Source organism: Pseudomonas nitroreducens (assembly GCF_024170165.1).
Lineage (GTDB): Bacteria > Pseudomonadota > Gammaproteobacteria > Pseudomonadales > Pseudomonadaceae > Pseudomonas > Pseudomonas nitroreducens_C.
Window position 1 is genome coordinate 1 of the sequence record NZ_JALJXP010000011.1, and the last position, 17531, is coordinate 17531.

Below are 17531 nucleotides of genomic sequence, written 5' to 3' on the forward strand. Positions count from 1 at the left end.
TGGTAGTGTGGAGTTTCTCCATGTGAGAGTAGGTCATCGTCAAGCTCCTATCCCAAGACCCCTGGTCAGCATCGCTGGCCGGGGGTTTTGCTTTTGCGCGCGAGAAAAACAGCAACCGCTACGCAGGCTGCAGGGATGCCCTGGCAAGCAGGATGGGCGGCGGAGAGCTGTGTGGCTGGCAGGTTTCTCCAGATAATTTGAGGCAGTCTTTGGGCACCGGATGGGTGGTTGCGTCGTCTACAATAGCTTCAAATTTTCCCTGAGTTCCTACATGCCCGACATCGAAGGACATGCCTTGCGGGACCTGCCTCTGGAAGAGCTGATGGCTTGCCACGAGTGCGACCTGCTGATGCGCCGCGAGCCCGTTCCTCTCGGGCATCGCTCCGTCTGCCCGCGCTGCGGGTACGAGCTGGAAATCCATCGCCCGCACATGGTCCGCCGTGCCCTGGCCTTGGTCCTGACCGCGCTGATCCTGTATATCCCGGCCAACTTCCTGCCGATCATGCACATCACCATCCTGGGCCAGACCAGCATGGATACCGTCTGGAGTGGTGTCGTCGGCCTTTACCATTCGAACATGGCCGGTGTCGCCTTCCTGGTGTTCCTCTGCAGCATGGTGATCCCGCTGGCCAAGCTGCTGTGCCAGTTGTTCGTGCTGCTGTCGATCCGCTTCACGGCATTGCGCGAGCACGGCATGCTGCTGCTGCGCGGCTACCAGCACTTGCGCGAATGGGGGATGCTCGAGGTGTACCTGATGGGCATCCTCGTCTCCATCGTCAAACTGATCGGCATGGCCGAGTTGCATGTGAGCGTCGGCCTGGCCTGCTTCGTGGCACTGCTGTTCACCCAGATCTGGCTGGAGGTCACCATGTCGCACCATCAGGTCTGGGGCGAGCTTTCCGGGGAGTTCCACGATGCGGGCCATTGATGCGGGGATCGTGGTCTGCGGTGAATGCCACCAGCTCAATCGCCGCGAAGAAGATGACGAGACTCACTGCAGCCGCTGCGGCGCAGTGGTACACGAGCGCCGGCCCAACAGCATCATCCGCACCTGGGCGTTGCTGATCACTGCCGCCATCCTCTACATCCCGGCCAACCTGCTGCCGATCATGACGGTGAACTTCCTCGGCAACGGCATGCCGGCGACGATCATGGAAGGCGTGGTCGAGTTGATCAACGCGGACATGATTCCCATCGCTGCCGTGGTGTTCATCGCCAGTATCCTGGTGCCCACCTTCAAGCTCATCGGCATCGCGCTACTGCTGTATTCGGTGCAGCGGCGGCAGCCGCTGTCCGCCCTGCAACGGAACGTGATGTACCGCTTCATCGAGTGGATCGGCCGCTGGTCGATGCTCGACATCTTCGTCATCGCGATCCTGGTGACGCTGGTGAACTTCGGCAACCTGGCCAGCATCGAGGCGAATCTCGGCGCGGCCGCCTTTGCCAGCGTGGTAGTGCTCACCATGCTGGCCGCTGTGACTTTCGATCCCCGGCTGATCTGGGATAACACGGACACGGAAGATAACGATGAGTGACCTCCCAACACCCAAGATGCGCAAGACCACGAATTGGTCGGCTATCTGGATCCTGCCGCTGATCGCACTGGCCATCGGTGCCTGGCTGGCCTGGCGTGCTTATGACCAGGCGGGGATCATGATCCAGATCCAGTTCGAGAGTGGCGAGGGTATCCAGGCCAACAAGACCGAAGTGGTGTTCAAGGGGATCGGCGTCGGCAAGGTTGTCGACCTGCATGTGAACAAGCCCAACATGGGTGTGACCGCTGTGGTCGAGATGCGCAAGGAGGCGGCTGAGTACCTGAGCAGCAGCACCCGCTTCTGGCTGGTCAAGCCGCGTGTTTCTATCGCTGGGGTGACCGGGTTGGAGACCCTGGTATCGGGCAACTACATTGCGGTCGATCCGGTGAAGGGCGAACAGCAACATGAGTTCACTGCCCTGAAGGAGCCGCCGCCGCTGTCCGACAGCCTGCCCGGTCTGCACCTGACGCTGAAGGCCGAGCGACTGGGTTCCCTCGAACAGGGCAGCCCGATCTATTACCGGCAGATCCAGGTCGGCCAGGTGAAGAGCTACCAGTTGGCCGAAGACCAGAAGACCATCGAGGTGAAGATCCACATCGAGCCGGCCTATGCGAACCTGGTGCGCAAGCACACGCGATTCTGGAATGCCAGTGGCATCACCCTGTCCGGCAGCCTCAGCGGCCTGAAGCTGCGCACCGAGTCGCTGGCGAGCATCGCCGCCGGCGGTATTGCCTTCTCCACCCCGGACAACTACGCGGACAGCCCGCCCACCGACCCGACCAAGCCCTTCCGACTCTATGAGGACTACGACGCCGCCCAGTCCGGGCTCGCCGTCAAGGTGAAGGTCAGCGACGTCAGTGGCCTCACGCCGGGTAGCACGCCGGTGATGTACAACGGGGTGGAAGTCGGCACGGTGAAGAGCATCGACATGGACAAGGACTTCAACGGCGCTACCGCCACCTTGTCCATGGACCCGCGCACCGAGGAATTCCTCAACAGCAAGACCGAGTTCTGGATGGTCAAGCCGAGCATCTCGCTGGCCGGTATCACCGGCCTCGAGGCGCTGGTGAAGGGCAACTACCTCAACGTGCGCTTTGCCAGCGGCGGCGAGCCGACCCGCGATTTCGTCATCCGGCCCAAGGCGCCGCCGTTGAACCTCGACTCGCCGGGCCTGCATCTGGTACTGACCACCGACCAACTGGGTTCGCTGGAGGTCGGTACGCCGATCCTCTACCGCCAGATGAAGGTCGGCAGCGTGCAGAGCTACCAGCTCTCCCGTCGTGATCCCTCGCGTCTGGTCATCGGCGTCCACATCGAGCCGGAGTACGCCAAGCTGGTGAATACCTCGTCGCGCTTCTGGAATATCAGCGGCGTGACCATCAGCGGTGGCCTGGATGGGATCAAGCTCAAGAGCGAGTCGCTGCAGACGCTGCTGGCCGGCGGCATCGCCTTCGACACCCCCGACCCCAAAGCGGCACCGATCACCAAGGTGCGGCGCTTCGCCCTGTTCGACAGCGAGGATGACGCGCACCTGAAAGGCCAGCTGATCGAGTTGCGCGCCGATACCGCCGACGGACTGAAGGAGGGCACCGTCCTGCGTTACAAGGGGCTGGAAGTGGGGCGCGTGGAGCAGGTGGAGCTGAGCAAGGACTTGCAGAGCGTGCAGCTCAAAGCCCGGCTGACCCGCAGCGCCGATCGCATCGCGCGCCAGGGCACCCGCTTCTGGGTGGTCGGGCCGCAGGTCGGGCTGTCCGGTGTCACCAACCTGGGCACCATCGTCAGCGGCCAGTATATCGAGGTCCTGCCGGCGGCCTCGGTCGGGCAGGCACAGACCAGTTTCAGCCTGCTGGATGGCGAGCCCAACCGCCTGCTCGATGCCGACGGCCTGCGCCTGACCCTCAGTGCGCCCCGTCGTGGCTCGCTGAAGGTGGGCGTGCCGGTCACCTATCGTGAAGTCCAGGTGGGCAAGGTGACGTCCTTCGAGCTGGGCGAGACGGCCGACCGTGTGCTGATTCATATCCTCATCGAGCCGCGGTACGCACCGCTGGTGCGCACTGGCAGCCGTTTCTGGAACACCAGCGGATTTGGTGTGGATGCGGGCTTGTTCAAAGGGGTCAAGGTGCGCACCGAGTCGATGGAGACCCTCCTCGCTGGCGGCGTGGCCTTCGCTACGCCGAACAATGCCGAGATGGGCTCGGCGGCCAAGCCGGGGCAGACCTTCGCGTTGTTCGACGAGGCCAACGACGAGTGGCTGGACTGGGCGCCGAAGATTCCGCTGGGCAAGGCGCAGTGAGTTAACGCCGAACAGGAAGAGGGCCGCGATTGCGGCCCTTTTTCATTTCCTGCACCCGAGCCGATCCCCCCTTGTAGGAGCGAGCTTGCTCGCGAACCGCGTAGCACTGCAGCCAGGGCAAATCCGTTCGCGAGCAGGCCCGCTCTTACGAAAAGCAAGAAAAAGCCCCGCAAGGCGGGGCTTTTTCGTCAACGCTGCAGAAGCATCACGCCGGCTCGGCGCTGGCCTCCACGTCGTTGTGCGCGGCTTTCTCTGTATCGCGACGGCGGATGTACTTCCAGTCCGCCTCGTCGATGTAGATGCCGTTGGGGCCGCTGCCGCCTTCCAGGTCGATGGCCACCTGGGCCGAGACCTGCGGCTTCACGCTCGCCAGGATCGGCACGAAGCCCAGCTGCAGGCTGGTCTCCAGCAGCGCCGACTGGTTGCGTTCGTCGATGTCTGCTGCCTCGTCGAGGTAGTAGGGCAGGCGGATGCGACCGGCCTGCTCGCGGTCCATCAGGTGCAGCAACAGGTACATGTTGGTCAGCGCCTTGATGGTCATGGTGGTGCCGTTGGATGCCGCACCGTCGATGTCGGTGTGCATGATCGGCTGGCCGCCCATCTTGGTGATCTCGAACGCCAGCTCGAACAGGTCCTTGAGGCCCAGCTGGTTGTTGTTCGCTGCCACCAGGCGCGACAGGTAGTCCTTGGCTTCCTCGTTCTTCGCATCCTGCTCGGCGCTCTGGGTCAGGTCGAAGACGGAAAGGTTCTCGCCCTCTTCGTACTGGCCGGCGCTGTGGATGATCTGGTCGATGTGCTTGAGCGCGTCCTTGTTCGGCGCCAGCACGATGCGGAAACTCTGCAGGTTCGACACCTGGCGCTTGTTGATCTCGCGGTTGAACAGCGCCAGCTGGTGTTCCAGGTTGTCGTAGTCGCTGCGGATGTTGCGCAGGGTCCGGGCGATGTCGGTGACCGCCGCACGGCGTGCCTTGGCCAGCGTCATGGCTTCGTCAGTGCGGTGCGCGTAGGCGTTGATCAGCAGTTGCAGGCGCCGCTCAGGATCATCCTCGCTGTCGAACTTGGCCACGCCCTTCAGGCGCACCTGGGCGTACAGCGCCTCGATCTGGCCGTCCACGCGCTGCAGCGACTGCCAGGTGTCCTGGTAGTCGTTGAGCAGCGGCAGCAGGTTGTCCATGGAGTCGTCGACCGGGTCCATGAACGGGATGCCGAAGGGCAGGTTGGTCGGCAGCAACTGACGGCGGCGCAGGGCGTCGTCGAGGGTGCGCTGCTTGGCTTCCATGTCGGCCAGTTGGCGGCCGATCAGCTGCAATTTGGCGGAGAGCTGCTGGACGCGCTCGGTGAAGGCGTCGGCGGAGCGCTTGAGTTCATCCTGGGTGGCTTCCAGCTGCGCGAGCTGTTCCAGCTTGCCCGGCTCCTCGGCGTTCAGGGTCTGGCTGCGGCGGAAGTCTTCCAGCGCCTTCTGCGCGTCGAGTACGTCCTGGTAGAACCTGTCCGCCTGCGCCTTGCTGGCGTTGCGGTCGGCGGCCACGGCCTGCTGGGTCTTGAGCTGCTTGAGCTCCTTCTCCAGGCGTTCCTTCTGGTCACGCAGGGCGGCGCGGTCGGCCAGGGCCTGCAGGGCCGGCGGCTCGATGGTGGAGAGGTCGATGGTCAGGCCCGGTACTTCGAAGCGCTCGCCCTTGAAGGCATCGAGGATCTTCTCGACGCTGCCGACCCACTGGCCGGCCTCGTCCAGGTCCACGCCCTTGTCGCCCAGCGGCAGGCTGAACAGTGCGCCGTTGAACAGGCGCATCAGGCGCTCGACGTCCTGCTGGGAGAACTCTTCGCGCAGGCGGGCGTAGCTGTTGTTGTCGGCGTGTTCGAGTTGCTGGCGAACGCCTTTCAGGCGCTTCTCCAGGTCGCGCATGCGCTCTTCGAGGTCTTCGCTGGAGAACTGCCGGGAATGCGCCAGGGCGCCGGCCAGCTCGTCGTGGGCGTCCTTGGCGGCGAGCAGCTGCTGCTCCAGCACCTTGACGTCGTCGACCAGCGCGAAGCGGTTCTTCAGCACGGCCAGCTCGCCCATCCAGCGCTGGATTTCGCTGATCTCGCGCTCCAGGCGCATCAGTTCGGCGGTGCTGCCGCGCTGTTCGTTCTGCAGGCCGTCCTGCTCGCGGCGGTAGTGCTCGGACTGGATGACCAGCTCTTCCTTGCGTGCGCCGGAATAGTCTTCCCAGGTGCCCAGCAGGTTATCCAGCAGCGGCGAGAGACGGTGCATCTTGCCGCGCAGAATTTCACGCTGCGATACGCCGTTGGCCAGTGCCTCGACCAGCGGGCCGGCGGCGACCAGGGCCTGGTAGTCGCCCTCCATGCGGCGCACGTCGCGGAAGGCTTCCTCGCAGGCGGCGATGTAGTCGACGCTGCCCGAGCGCAGACTGTGCTCGAAGGCGTCGAGGAACAGCTGCTTGAGCTTGGCAGCGGTGATCTCGCGCATGTGCAGCAGGTTGATGAACAGCGAGCGGAAGGTCTTCAGGCTCTGTTCACTGGTGGAGCGCAGCGGGATCAGGGTGAGATCCAGCGGGATCGAGGTGTGGCCGCCGACCAGCAGGCGACGCAGCTCGTCGGGCTTGAGCTCGTAGGACTTGATGCCTTCCCGCTCAAGGTTGGCGTACAGCTCGCGCAGGCGCAGGCAGGTACCGTTCTTCTGGTAGTGCTCCAGGTCCAGTTCGCCCTGGTAGGCGAAGAACTGGTGACCGAAGCCGCCGCCCGGACCGCGGCCGCCGACGCCGATCACATGGCGGCCGTTGGGCAGGTCCAGTTCGACGAGGATGTAGCTGGTGTCGGTGGCGAAATAGAACTTGCGCGAGGCTTCCAGGCTGTACTTGCCGAAGCTCATGTCGGACATGCGCGCGAGGATCGGGAATTGCAGCGCGTTGATCGACGCCGACTTGCCGAGGTTGTTCGCGCCGTACACCGACAGTGGTTGTTCCAGCGGGAAGATGCCGAGGCTGTAGCCGGCGGTGTTGAGCAGGGCGAAGCGGCGAATGCCGTAGCGTTCCTGGGTCATGCCTGGGCCTCCATGTCGGCTTGTTCTTCGGCGATGGCGCGGGCGAGGGCGTCTTCTTCGCTCTCGTCTTCGGCAATTTCAGCCTCCGCAGGGGCGGCTGGTTCGTCGATCACCACGATGGCGTCTTCGCTGTCGGCTGCCGGTTGATCGGCGTAGGACTCGAGGATCACCACCGGCTCGTCGTCTTCTTCCATCAGCACCGGGGCGCTGAACTGCATCTCGCTGGCGTGCAGGTTGGCGGCCAGGTCGCGGTCCTGCTGGACCGACAGGCAGACGTCGAGGAAGCGGTGGATCGGCGGCAGGAAGCGGTACACGCCGTTGTCCTCGGCGGCGAAGCCGAGCTGGGTGAGGCGGCGCATGACCTTCTCTTCCAGTTCTTCCTGGGTGGTCACCTCGGCCTGCAGGAACAGGTCACGGTACTTCTCCAGCAGCGGCGGCAGCTCGTCGCGGCCGATGCTGCCACCGTCGAGGACGGCCAGCGGGTCGCGGCCCTGGTCGGCGAGGTGCTCGACGAGTATGAAGGTGAACAGCGCCAGGCGCTGGGCGGTCTTGTTCACCTGGGCGCCGACCTGCTCGGGCACGAAGTAGTAGAAGCCGCGGGTATCGCAGACCAGTTCGTAGCCCAGGCTGCGGAACAGCGCGCGGTAGGCGTCCTGCTGGTTGGACAGCTGGCTGTACAGCTCCGGATCACGGCGGCTGATGTGGAAGCCTTTGAACAGCTCGCGGAAGATCGGCGCGAGCTGGGTCATTTCGGTGAGATTAATCTGCATGCGATTCGCTCTTGCTGTCCTTGCCAGCGGTCGGGCCGGCGATCAGGGCGAAGGAGCACAGGCTGACGCTGTGCTGGAGAGTGTCGTATTGGCGGCGATCGAGGCGGTCGCGCTGGAAGCGGGCGTCGCGCGACAGGCGCGAGAACCAGTAGAGCAGCTCGTCGGTGGCGCCTTCGGGCTCCTGGTCGAGCAGCCACTGCATGAGGTCCGGCAGCGGCAGCGCGGCCTGGCAGCGGTCGAGCATTTCCCGTGCGGTGCGCGGCGAGCGCTGCGGGCCGTCGCTCTTGCGATTGCCGCTGGCCTTGGGGAAGTGCGCCGGCTTGGGCTGGAAGCTGGCGAGGGCGAAGACGTAGCTCTCGACCTGCGAGGCGGTGCCGAGGAAGTTGCTCTGCGGCCGGGTGAACATCGGCAGGGCAGCCTGGGGCACGGCGTCGATGCCCTTGCGACGGATGACCGACAGCGCCAGGGCGGCGCCACGGGTGATCGCATTGTGCCGGCGCGCTTCTTCGCGCAGCGGCAGTAGCAGTTCGCGGGCGCGGCGCAGGGTGAGCTGGGCGGTGGTCTGCATTTCCAGGATGCGCGCGTGGGTGCGCAGCAGCTGGTCATCGTCAACCAGCTGGCCGAGGCGCGCCTGTTCGCTGAGCAGGCGCAGCAGTACCTGCTCCACGCGATGCACGCCCTGTTCGAAGGCGCCGTCGGCGGAGACCAGCTGGATCATCGGCTCGACGTACTCGTCCCAGGTCGCCAGGACTTCCGCGTAGCGCTGGCGCAGCGGAATCTGCCGGTCCTGGGTCTTGGCTCGCTCGGCGACGGCGACCAGCGCCTGCTCGTCGTTGGCCAGCTTCTTCAGCACATCGCGCACGCGCATGTCGAGCAGGCGCAGCTGACGGGCCAGGTCATTGCCGTCGCGCGCCTCGAAAGCTTCGCGGATGTAGCCGGCGAGGCGCTCCAGGTGGCGCAGGTAGGCTTCGATCTCCAGGCACAGGCCCAGGCGGTGTTCCTGGCGCAGGTAGGCGAGGAAGTCGTGGATCTGCGCATTCAGCTCGAAGCGGTTGGGGCTCTTGGCCACCGGGACGAGGATGTCCAGGCGGACCCACTGGTCGAGCAGGGCGGTGATGTCCACCGGGGTGCTGTCGGGCAACTGGCTGGTGAGCTGGATGCGCAGCTCCACCAGGCTCAGGGTGCCGGCGTCGAAGCGCTCGCACAGCGGTTCGAGCAGCACCCAGTGTTCGGCAAGGGCGCGTAGTACGCGTCGTGGGTCGATCATCGGCTTGGTTGGGCCCGGAATGAACAAAGGGAGCGATTGTACTGCAAAGGCCTACCCCTGGCCGACAGGGTGACGAAACGCGTCAGTTTGCGACTGCACCATCAGCGCTCGTGTGACGCATCTCACGGAAAATGGGGGCTAACTGGCTGAATTTTCTGGCAAGTTTTTTGCCAAAGCCCTTACCAGAGACCTAGATATCAGAGTCTGATTTACGCCGATGACCTACGACGCCGCACTCGCCAAAGCCCGTTGGGCCGAACTGGAACGCCAGAACGACCTCGACTGGGATCTGGATGCGATCACCGATCGCAACGAAGCCATCGCTTTCCTGCAGCGCTTCGAGAATCGCTTGTGCATCTACTCGTCGTATGTCGAGAAGCTCTACAGCAACTACAGCTTCGTGATCCCGGAGAGCCAGGAGGGCGGTATCACCATCCTCCCGGACGAGCAGGCCTGGTTCGACACCTTCCACGACATCCCCGGCGACGCAGTGGAGCCCACCGGCATCCACATCCTGCCCGGCGAGACCATGGGCTACAGCGGCCTTTACCTGAAGATCCCCGGTGAGCATCGGCTGGTGGCCTCGCGGGAGTTGCCCTTCCAGGACGGCCTGAAACTGCTGATCAACCGTTACCGCATGCGTGGGGATATTTTCCTGCCGGTACTGGTGAAAGGCGACCTTCGCGAATACGAGGCGCGCATGCCCTCGCTGCACCTGCACCGCCTTAACATCGCCAAGCTGCAGGCCCATTCGCGGCTGAACCTCGACGCCATCAAGGGGGCGATTGCCGAGCACCTGATCGGTCTGTTCCGCCACCAGTGAGCCGGCGGTAGCCCGAAGCTGTCACCCGGGTGTGACGATGGGTAACAACCCGACCCGGACTTTCCTTTCCTCGTCTATCGTTCGGAGCGATTTACTCGACTATGGGTCGGCCCGCCGTGGCGGGTGAATTCCTATAGTGGCATCACGGCGCCGAGTCTCGACCTGTTTCCTGACCCGATTCGCCCGACGAATAACAACAGGCGCCCGCGAACAGGGAGCCAGGAAAGGAGAGTGCCATGCGTCAGTCCTCCGGTCCGCTCATGCGTGCCCTAGCCTTGCTCTGCGGAGGCCTGCTGGCCTTTTCCGCCCAGGCGCGCATGCAGTCGATGGACGATGAAGAGCTGTCCGCCATCTCCGGCCAGGGCGCGATGCTTACCGTCGACGCTTCCACCTACCAGAACTACCAGTACACCCGGCTCAACTTCGGCGCTGATGTCAGCCTGCTGACCAACATCGACCAGTTGAGCCTGGGCAACTACAGCCGCACCGGCTCGACTACCGTTTCCGGCCAGCCGGCGGACATCCTGATCAACAACTTCGCCCTGGGCCGGGTGGACAACGCCAACTCCCCGGATGCCAAGGTGGTGCCCTTCCAGATCCGCGACCCCTACGTCGAGTTCGCCTTCCAGACCAACAATGGTGTGCGCCAACTGGTGGGCGCGCGGGTCGGCTTCGGCAAGGCGCAGGGTGATCTCTCCGGCGACATCCTGTCGATCACCGGCAACCTGCAGGGGCAGATCTACGGCCCGGCCTCCATCGCCTACGACTACTACACCCGCAACGGCTGCCCGAACATCATCAACTGCCTGGCGCTGGCCGTGGCCGGCGATACCCCGGTGTACGCCGACGTGGTGCTGCTCAAGGGCGGCACCGGCGAGGCCACCATCAACGGTCAGCCGATCAACCGCGCCGAGCAGATCGGTATCGCCAAGGGCGACTCGCTGCATTCCGACGCCGGCGGCCTGATCGCCTCGCTGATCCCGACTCTGTCGACCACCAGCAACTGCCAGGCGCTGGGCCTGACGACCTGTTTCGACCTGACCAACTACAAGACCATCTACATCGGCAAGCCGGGCTCCACCGACATCAACACCGGCGCCCAGGGCATCTTCTTCTCCCTGCAGAACCAGAACGTGCCCTGGCAGGATCTCGCCAACGCCGGCAACTTCGTCAACACCCAGTCCGGCGCCTTCGCCAACTTCCCGAAGGTGGGCAGCGGCGCGGACGCGGTGTACCCGATCCTGATCAACCTCTACGACGCCCTGCGCGGCCTGCCCCGGCAGTCCACCTGCATGGGCTCGCAAGCGGCGGGCTGCTGACATGAGCTGGCGCGCAGCAGTTTTCGCCTGCCTCGCCGGTTGCCTGGTCAGCCTGCCGGCGCTGGCCATGAAGGCGCTGGATGACGATCAACTGGAAGAGGTCAGCGGCGCCGGCCTGGGCTTCTTCATCGATGGCTTCAGCTACGACCAGGCCACGGCCACTTCGAAGATCACCGGGGTGAAGAACAGCGCCAACCAGGATGTGCAGGTCGACATCACCGGCGCCTACATCAAGGGCGCCGGCAGCCAGCGCGGCACCCTCGACACCAAGGCCTACCTCGGCACGCCCATGCACCCCTTCACCCTCGGCCCGGTGAAGTACAAGGCGGGGCTGAACATCCCGGCCAACCAGGAAGCGCTGCAACTGATGACGCCGACCTGGACCGACCCGATCAACGACACCCACAAGTTCGGCCTCTGGTCCTACTACCAGGGCTGCCTGTATGGCGACGCCGGCTGCACCAACCCGGCCCAGGCGACCAACAAGATCAACGCCGAGCTGAGCGCCCTGAAGACCCAGCGCGACACGCTGCTGACCACCTATTCGAACAACATGGTGACGCTCAAGAGCGGCATCGACGCCGACATGGTGGTGGTCAACCAGCGCAAGGCGACGGTGGATGCCGCGCAGGTGGTGCAGAAGAACAACTACAGCACCATGCAGAGCACCTTCAATGTGGCCCCGGCCCGGGTCTGCGACACCGTCCTGGGCATTGCCTGTACCAACAAGCCGGACTTCGGCGAGAAGTACAGTTGCGGCGGCATCGTCGGTTGCAGCAGCAACTCGGGGGTAAAGGCCTACAACGACTCGGTGGACCGGTACACCAGCAGCACCACCGACCTCACCAAGGCGCAGCAGGACCTCAGCGCTTCCTGGTCGGTCAGTCGCAACGGCGTCACCCTGAGCCAGCGCGCCAGCGACTACGACAAGTTCGTCCAGCTCTGCGGCTCGCAAGGTGGCAGCGCCACCACCTGCGTCAGCGGCACCATCACCCGCACCGAGAAGAACGTCTCCACGGTGCAACTGGTGGCCAACGCCATGCAGAGCTCCTCCGGCACGCGCATCCAGGGCCTGGATATCGGCATCGCCACCAAGTTCACCCTGCCCAGCACCGCCTACAACAGCAACGGCAGCGCGGGTGCCACCACGACTCGCACCGACTTCTTCTCCATCGCCCTGGAGAACTTCACCCTCAACGGCTCCTACCTCAACCTGTGGGGCGACGCCGCCGGGCTGAAGGCCTCCATGAGTCTGCAGATGTACGCCGACAAGCTGGTCATCGCCGGCTGCGAGAACTGCGCCGACAGCAACAAGGTGGTGGCCAAGAACGTCTACTTCGACCTCAACCTGGGCGATGCCAACTACCAGCCGGCGACGCTCTCGGTGGCCAGCAACGGCGACCTGATGCTCAGCGCGCCGGGCGTCACCTGGGCCAACCACGAGGCCTTCTACCAGAACGTGCAGAAGAGCAATATCAGCATCGGCAACCTGAACATCAGCGGCACCGACGTCGGCTCCCAAGCCATTCGCGGCCTGCGCATCGACTACCTGAACGTCCGCACCGTGAACCTGCCGCGCTAGCGCATGAGGAGACTCGCCGTGAAAACCCCACGCTTTTCGAGCCGACTCCTGGCCCCGCTGTTGTTGCTCGCCGCCACCACTGCCCACGGCGAGTTGCGCGGCCTGGACGACAGCGAAATGGCCGACGTCAGTGGCCAAGACGGCGTCAGCCTGAGCGTCAACTTCAACCTCGCCGCCAACACCGCCGATACGCGCTGCACCGGCGGCTGCGGCGCGCGGCTGGCGATCCAGCCGATGAACAGCACCGGCTACATCGTGCTGGACAATATCAAGGGCTCCTTCAGCTTCGACGGCATGTCCATCGACATGGTGACCATCAACAACGGCTTCAACGGCGACGGCGCGCTGTTCAACCGCCAGGCCATGAAGATCGGCCTGACCAATGCCAGTGCCAGCAACCTGCAGTTCACCCTGGGCGGCTCCAACCAGGGCAAGGTTTCCGGCAGCGGCCTGCAGCAGACCAACCTGCTCACCTACCAGGCCACCGGCGCGGTCAAGCTCACCGGCAACGTCTACGTCTTCGGCACCCCGTAAGCGAAACGTACAGGCTCTCCGCCCGCCGGCCTTTCCCCCCGGCGCGTTTCACGCGACAATCCCGCCTCGTCGTGTCGGCCTGCCCGTGCAGGCACCACTCACAGGTAAACGCCCCTTGATCGAAGAAGCCCGTCGCCGCGCCTACCTTGGCGCCATGCAGGTCGCCAGCTGGCTGCCACGCGTGGTGCTGCCGTTCGCTGCACCGTCGCGCCCGGAGCTGCTGGAAACCCCCGCACCCGTCATTGCCGAGCCCACACCTGCTGCGCCTGCCGCCGCCGCGCGCGAGGCTGCCGCTCCGGTCGCTGCCCCTGCGACTGCCCCGGTCACGGCCGGCGAGCCCGGCTCGATCGCCGCGCGCCTGCTGCCCAAGGTTGGCGCCCCGGCCAAGCCCACTGCGCCGGTCAAAACCGAAGAAGCCGCCGAAGCGGAAGCCGAATCGGCTGTTCGCACTCCGGTTGCCCCTCCGCCGCGTTTTGCCCTGCAATTGCTGCGTGCCGGCGAATGCATCCTGCTGGTCGAGCTGCCCACCGGCGAGCCGCTGGCCAGCCGTGACCCGGCCTACCTGCTGCTCAAAGACCTGCTGCGCGCTGCCGGTCTTCCGGACAGCCCGCAACTGATGGGCGAGCCCGTTCGCTGGCCATTGTTCTCCCGCGGCAACATGGACCAGGGCCCGCAGGCCGCTCGTGAGTTCGTCCAGGGCTTCGTCGCCGCGCGGCTGGAGGAGGGGGCCGCGTGCTCCTGCCTTTGGCTGGTCGGCATGCCCGCCGTGCGCTTCGCCGGCGAAGGCGATGAAGAATCCCTGCTGCGCGAGCTGCAGGTCGAAGGCCTGGGCGTCGCCTGGGCGCTGCCGGGCCTTGAGCGCCTGGCCGAAGAACCCACTTTGAAAGCCGACCTCTGGCGCGCCATGCGCCGGGTGCGGCAACGCTGGATGAGTCAGACCCCTGCATGAGCGACGCTGTTACCTTCCGCCCGATGACCGAGGCGGACCTCGATGCCGTACTCAAGATCGAATACGCCGCCTTCAGCCACCCCTGGACGCGCGGTACCTTCGCCGACGGCCTGAAGAGCTACGAATGCTGGGTGATGTTCGAAGGCAGCCAGCAGGTCGGCCACGGTGTGATCCAGCTGATCCTCGATGAAGCGCACCTGCTCAACATCACGGTGAAGCCGGAAAGCCAGGGGCGTGGCCTTGGGCTGGCGCTGCTGGAACACCTGATGAAGCGCGCCCACGAGAAGGGCGGCGTGGAATGCTTCCTCGAAGTCCGCGCTTCCAACGGCCCCGCCTATCGCCTCTACGAGCGCTACGGCTTCAACGAAATCGGCCGCCGCCGCGACTACTACCCGGCTGTCGGCGGTCGTGAAGACGCGCTGGTGATGGCCTGCACGCTGGTCGATTGAGCCTTGCTGCGAGGCGCGCTCTGACTTCTCCGTAGGATGGCGTGGAGCGTAGCGATACCCATCGTTCGTGCCCGTTCATCCAGGCCAGATCGCACGCTCGGCGATGCGCTCTTCGTAGGAGCGAGCTTGCTCGCGAACCCGCACCCGCTCAGCGCTACCGGCCGCTCGGCGCACCCCGCAGCGGGATCTCCCAGGCTAGAGCCTCCGCACGATAATCCGCTGCAAAAGCTGCGAAATTTCCTGCCGATCGGGTTTTTCCGAGGGCGATTCCTGGCTTACCCTTAAGACCAATAACAACAAGAACATAAGGTCGCAAACATGAATCGCAGTGATGTGATCGTGGTGGGCGCCGGTATTTCGGGGCTGACCGCGGCCTGGCGTCTGGCGCAGGCCGGGCAACGGGTGAAAGTGATCGAGGCCAACAAGCGCGTCGGTGGGCGCACCCTCAACCATCGCTTCGCCAGCGGCGAAGTGGTCGAAGTGGGCGGCCAGTGGGTCGGGCCGACCCAGGAGCGCATCCTTTCCCTGCTGGCCGAGCTCGGCCTGTCGACCTTTCCGCAATGGAACCAGGGCGACAACCTTACCCTGTTCGGTGGCCGGCTCAGGCCGTATCGCGGCACCATCCCGAAGTTTCCTCCTCACGTCCTGCTCGATGTCCTTCAGGCTCATGTGCGCCTGGACCGCATGGCGCGGGAAATCCCGCTGGGTGACCCGAGCCTGCACCCCAAGGCGCCGCAGTGGGACAGTCTCACCTTCGCCGAATGGCTGCGGCGCAACGTGCGTACTTCTACCGGGCGCAAGGTCTTCGAGCTGATGTGCGGCGCCGTGTTTGCCGCCAGCCCCCATGACCTGTCGTTCCTGCATGTCCTCTTTTATATCCACGGCGGCACCAACCTCGACACCGTGCTCGGCGTCGAGGGCGGCGCCCAGCAGGACCGCATCCTTGGCGGTTCACAGCGAATCAGCGAAGCCCTGGCCGAGCGTATCGGCGACGTCCATACCGGCGAACCGGTGCGCGCCGTGCGCCAGGACGGCAGCCGCGTCGAACTGGTGACCGACCGCGGCACGCACCAGGCCAGCCGCGTCATCTTCGCCATCCCGCCAACGCAACTGCTGCGCATCACCCAGGAGCCGCTGCTGCCCAGTTGGCGCGACCAACTCCTGCAGCGCCTGCCGCAAGGCGCGGTGATCAAGTGCATGGCGCTCTACGACAAGCCCTTCTGGCGCGAGCGCAACCTCTCCGGGCAGGCCACCAGCGAAACCGGCCCGGTGCGCCTGACCTTCGACAACAGTGTCCCGGACTCCGCGCGCGGCGTGCTGCTGGGCTTCATCGAAGGCGACGAGGCGCGGCAATGGAACGCCCGCCCCGCCGGTGATCGCCGTGGCCAGGTGCTCGACTGCTTCGCCCGCTACTTCGGCGAACAGGCGCTGCAGCCGGTGGATTACGTGGACAAATCCTGGGCCGAGGAACCCTTTGCCCGCGGCTGCTATGCCGCCCTTTTCCCGCCGGGACTGTGGAGCAGTGGCGCGGCGCGCCTGCGCGAACCCTACGGGCGTTTGCACTTCGCCGGCACCGAAACGGCGACGCGCTGGATGGGCTATTTCGACGGGGCCGTGGAGGCCGGGGAGCGCGCGGCGCGGGAAGTGCTAGGCGCGCGGGAAGATCACGGGGAGGAAGATTATGTGCGACACCTTGGTATTGCGTAGCGGTGGGGCTACCTGGTTCGCCAAGAACAGCGACCGCGAACCCGCCGAAGCGCAACGCCTGATACGCCTCGACGCCGTACACGGCGACAGCGCGGCCACGGTGCGCACCAGCTACCTGCAGATTCCCCAGACCGCCAACCGCCACGGCGTCATCCTCAGCCAGCCGGCCTGGCTGTGGGGCGCCGAGATGGGCGTCAACGACAAGGGCGTGGCCATCGGCAACGAAGCCGTGTTCACCCGGCTGACACAGCGTGACGGCGAGGCGCTGCTCGGCATGGACCTGCTGCGTCTGGGCCTGGAGCGCGGCGGCAGCGCCCGCGAGGCCCTGGCCGTCATCACCGAACTGCTGGAACGCCACGGCCAGGGCGGCCCGGCCGGCTACCGCAACAAGCGCATGCGCTACGACAACAGTTACCTGATCGCCGACCGTGACGAAGCCTGGGTGCTGGAAACCGCCGGGCGCCTGTGGGCGGCGAAGAAGGTCGAGCGCTGGGCCATCTCCAACGCCCTGAGCCTCGGCCACGACTACGACCTCGCCAGCCCCAACCTGGAAACCCAGGCGCGCCGCTTCGGCTGCTGGAATGGCCGTGGCGACTTCCATTTCGCCCGCGCCTTCGATGGCCGCGTGTTGCCCTGGGTGGCTGGTGCCCATCAGCGCCGCCAGCTCAACGACGACTTCCTCGCCCACTGCCCGGCCCAGGTCGACTGGCTGGCGCTGGTCGTTGCCCTGCGCAGCCATGGCCACCGCGGGCACCGCTTCAACCTGCATGACAACCGGCAGATCTGCCTGCATGCCGGCAGTTTCTGGCGCCCCTCGCAGACTACCGCCAGCCTCATCGCCCGGCTCGACGGCGCGTCGCCGCGGCTGGCCGCCACTGCTACCTCCGCCCCCTGCCTGTCGATGTTCCAGCCGTTGGGCTTCGACGAGCGCGCCGGGGAAGGGCTGCTCAGCCGCGAGACCGACGCCGTTGAAGATTCACTCTGGTGGCGCTTCGAAACCGTGCACCAGCGCGCCCTGGCCGATCCCGGCTTCGCCGACGCCCTGCGCGCCGGCCACGGCTGGCTGGAAACCGAGTTGCTCGCTGCCCTGGATCGGCGCACGCTGGACTGGCCGCGCCTTGCTGCCGAAGGCCAGGCCTGGCACGACGCCTGGCACCAGCTGGCGCTGCAGCAGGCGCCGCGCCCACCGCGCTGGTGGCGGCTCAACGCCGTGCGCTGATCCAGCTTGTCAGCCACGCCCGCGCTGCGTAAGGTGCCGCCAGC

Annotated in this window: 14 protein-coding genes; 11 read left to right on the plus strand and 3 right to left on the minus strand. The window is 65.4% G+C overall.

Features of this window, described 5'->3' with window-relative positions; genetic code table 11:
- The first annotated feature begins 271 nt into the window (after window positions 1-271).
- Genes J2T47_RS20615 through J2T47_RS20625 form a run of 3 tightly spaced genes read left to right on the plus strand, consistent with a single transcriptional unit; the run spans window position 272 to window position 3828 of the window.
- Window positions 272-928, plus strand: a complete 657-nt coding sequence (locus tag J2T47_RS20615) for a paraquat-inducible protein A (RefSeq protein ID WP_253451029.1) — start codon at window positions 272-274, stop codon at window positions 926-928.
- Entirely contained in the window at window positions 915-1535 is a 621-nt protein-coding gene (locus J2T47_RS20620; RefSeq protein ID WP_253451032.1) for a paraquat-inducible protein A, read from the plus strand. The genes J2T47_RS20615 and J2T47_RS20620 overlap by 14 nt, the downstream gene beginning before the upstream one ends.
- Window positions 1528-3828, plus strand: a complete 2301-nt coding sequence (locus J2T47_RS20625; protein WP_253451036.1) for a PqiB family protein — start codon at window positions 1528-1530, stop codon at window positions 3826-3828. Before J2T47_RS20620 ends, J2T47_RS20625 begins: the two co-directional genes overlap by 8 nt.
- A 205-nt stretch (window positions 3829-4033) precedes the next feature.
- On the opposite strand, the gene mksF is transcribed toward J2T47_RS20625, so the two are convergent.
- Genes mksF through mksB form a run of 3 tightly spaced genes read right to left on the minus strand, consistent with a single transcriptional unit; the run spans window position 4034 to window position 8905 of the window.
- On the minus strand, window positions 4034-6868 hold the full coding sequence (gene mksF / locus J2T47_RS20630) for an Mks condensin complex protein MksF (protein WP_253451039.1): 2835 nt from the start codon (window positions 6866-6868) through the stop codon (window positions 4034-4036).
- Complete coding sequence (gene mksE / locus J2T47_RS20635; RefSeq protein WP_253451042.1) at window positions 6865-7638, minus strand: Mks condensin complex protein MksE; 774 nt, start codon at window positions 7636-7638, stop codon at window positions 6865-6867. Before mksE ends, mksF begins: the two co-directional genes overlap by 4 nt.
- The gene (gene mksB, locus J2T47_RS20640; RefSeq protein ID WP_253451045.1) at window positions 7628-8905 is read right to left on the minus strand and encodes an Mks condensin complex protein MksB; all 1278 of its coding nucleotides are present in this window, start codon (window positions 8903-8905) and stop codon (window positions 7628-7630) included. The genes mksE and mksB overlap by 11 nt, the downstream gene beginning before the upstream one ends.
- Window positions 8906-9122: 217 nt before the next feature.
- On the opposite strand from mksB, the gene J2T47_RS20645 reads away from it, so the two are divergent.
- The 8 genes from J2T47_RS20645 (at window position 9123) to J2T47_RS20680 (ending at window position 17487) form a co-directional block, all read left to right on the plus strand.
- Window positions 9123-9728: a hypothetical protein gene (locus J2T47_RS20645; RefSeq protein ID WP_192292447.1), complete on the plus strand. Its 606-nt coding sequence runs from the start codon at window positions 9123-9125 to the stop codon at window positions 9726-9728.
- 236 nt (window positions 9729-9964) lie between these two features.
- Window positions 9965-11047: a hypothetical protein gene (locus tag J2T47_RS20650; RefSeq protein WP_151188342.1), complete on the plus strand. Its 1083-nt coding sequence runs from the start codon at window positions 9965-9967 to the stop codon at window positions 11045-11047.
- Window position 11048: 1 nt separating this feature from the next.
- Entirely contained in the window at window positions 11049-12629 is a 1581-nt protein-coding gene (locus tag J2T47_RS20655; protein ID WP_253451048.1) for a hypothetical protein, read from the plus strand.
- Between the two features lie 18 nt (window positions 12630-12647).
- Complete coding sequence (locus J2T47_RS20660; RefSeq protein WP_253451051.1) at window positions 12648-13163, plus strand: DUF6160 family protein; 516 nt, start codon at window positions 12648-12650, stop codon at window positions 13161-13163.
- Window positions 13164-13278: 115 nt separating this feature from the next.
- A complete protein-coding gene (locus tag J2T47_RS20665) occupies window positions 13279-14112 on the plus strand; it encodes an energy transducer TonB (protein ID WP_253451054.1) in 834 nt (277 codons plus the stop codon).
- Window positions 14109-14561 carry a ribosomal protein S18-alanine N-acetyltransferase gene (gene rimI, locus J2T47_RS20670; protein ID WP_253451057.1) on the plus strand — a complete coding sequence of 151 codons (453 nt, stop codon included), beginning with the start codon at window positions 14109-14111 and terminating at the stop codon, window positions 14559-14561. Before J2T47_RS20665 ends, rimI begins: the two co-directional genes overlap by 4 nt.
- Before the next feature lie 318 nt (window positions 14562-14879).
- A complete protein-coding gene (locus J2T47_RS20675; protein ID WP_253451060.1) occupies window positions 14880-16268 on the plus strand; it encodes a flavin monoamine oxidase family protein in 1389 nt (462 codons plus the stop codon).
- Window positions 16243-17487 (plus strand): C69 family dipeptidase, encoded by a 1245-nt coding sequence (locus J2T47_RS20680; RefSeq protein WP_253451063.1) that lies wholly within the window; start codon window positions 16243-16245, stop codon window positions 17485-17487. Before J2T47_RS20675 ends, J2T47_RS20680 begins: the two co-directional genes overlap by 26 nt.
- Window positions 17488-17531: the final 44 nt, after the last annotated feature.

Coding starts and splice junctions, on each gene's coding strand:
- J2T47_RS20615 (WP_253451029.1), top strand. CDS start 272: ATGCCCGACATCGAAGGACATGCCTTGCGGGACCTGCCTCTGGAAGAG.
- J2T47_RS20620 (WP_253451032.1), top strand. CDS start 915: ATGCGGGCCATTGATGCGGGGATCGTGGTCTGCGGTGAATGCCACCAG.
- J2T47_RS20625 (WP_253451036.1), top strand. CDS start 1,528: ATGAGTGACCTCCCAACACCCAAGATGCGCAAGACCACGAATTGGTCG.
- mksF (WP_253451039.1), bottom strand. CDS start 6,868: ATGACCCAGGAACGCTACGGCATTCGCCGCTTCGCCCTGCTCAACACC.
- mksE (WP_253451042.1), bottom strand. CDS start 7,638: ATGCAGATTAATCTCACCGAAATGACCCAGCTCGCGCCGATCTTCCGC.
- mksB (WP_253451045.1), bottom strand. CDS start 8,905: ATGATCGACCCACGACGCGTACTACGCGCCCTTGCCGAACACTGGGTG.
- J2T47_RS20645 (WP_192292447.1), top strand. CDS start 9,123: ATGACCTACGACGCCGCACTCGCCAAAGCCCGTTGGGCCGAACTGGAA.
- J2T47_RS20650 (WP_151188342.1), top strand. CDS start 9,965: ATGCGTCAGTCCTCCGGTCCGCTCATGCGTGCCCTAGCCTTGCTCTGC.
- J2T47_RS20655 (WP_253451048.1), top strand. CDS start 11,049: ATGAGCTGGCGCGCAGCAGTTTTCGCCTGCCTCGCCGGTTGCCTGGTC.
- rimI (WP_253451057.1), top strand. CDS start 14,109: ATGAGCGACGCTGTTACCTTCCGCCCGATGACCGAGGCGGACCTCGAT.
- J2T47_RS20675 (WP_253451060.1), top strand. CDS start 14,880: ATGAATCGCAGTGATGTGATCGTGGTGGGCGCCGGTATTTCGGGGCTG.
- J2T47_RS20680 (WP_253451063.1), top strand. CDS start 16,243: ATGTGCGACACCTTGGTATTGCGTAGCGGTGGGGCTACCTGGTTCGCC.